Source organism: Streptomyces sp. SID11385 (assembly GCF_010548245.1).
GTDB lineage: Bacteria > Actinomycetota > Actinomycetes > Streptomycetales > Streptomycetaceae > Streptomyces.
In genome coordinates, this window is the sequence record NZ_JAAGLR010000562.1 from 1 (window position 1) to 346 (window position 346).

The following is a 346-nucleotide window of genomic DNA, read 5'->3' on the forward strand; positions in this document are numbered from 1 at the left end:
GCCGGGCCCACCCCGGTCCCGGCGCCCGTCCCCGGTCCCGCCGCCCCGCGCGCCCGGACCCGCCCCGAAGCCGTGTCGTCCAGCCCGCCCTGCGCCGGTACGAACGGGTCCCCGGCCCCCGATGTCCCGCCGCCCCCGTCGAGCAGCCGCGCCCGCCGCTTCAGCTCGCCCGCGAGCGCCTGCGCGAACTCCCGCATCCGCACCGGGTCCTGGGCCCGCAGCACCGTCGTCACGTGCGGCAGCTCCGCGCACACCCCGAGCCCCGCGCCCTCCGGCGGCGCCCCCGCGCCGTCCACGAGGACGAGACCGAGCCGGTCCGGCCGCTCGCCCGCCGCGAGCGAGGCCG

1 protein-coding gene is annotated in these 346 nt (G+C 82.7%); it reads right to left on the reverse strand.

Features of this window, described 5'->3' with window-relative positions; genetic code table 11:
- Positions 1-346: FtsK/SpoIIIE domain-containing protein (locus tag G3I42_RS16815; protein WP_275405261.1), on the reverse strand; the 346-nt coding region annotated here is incomplete at both ends.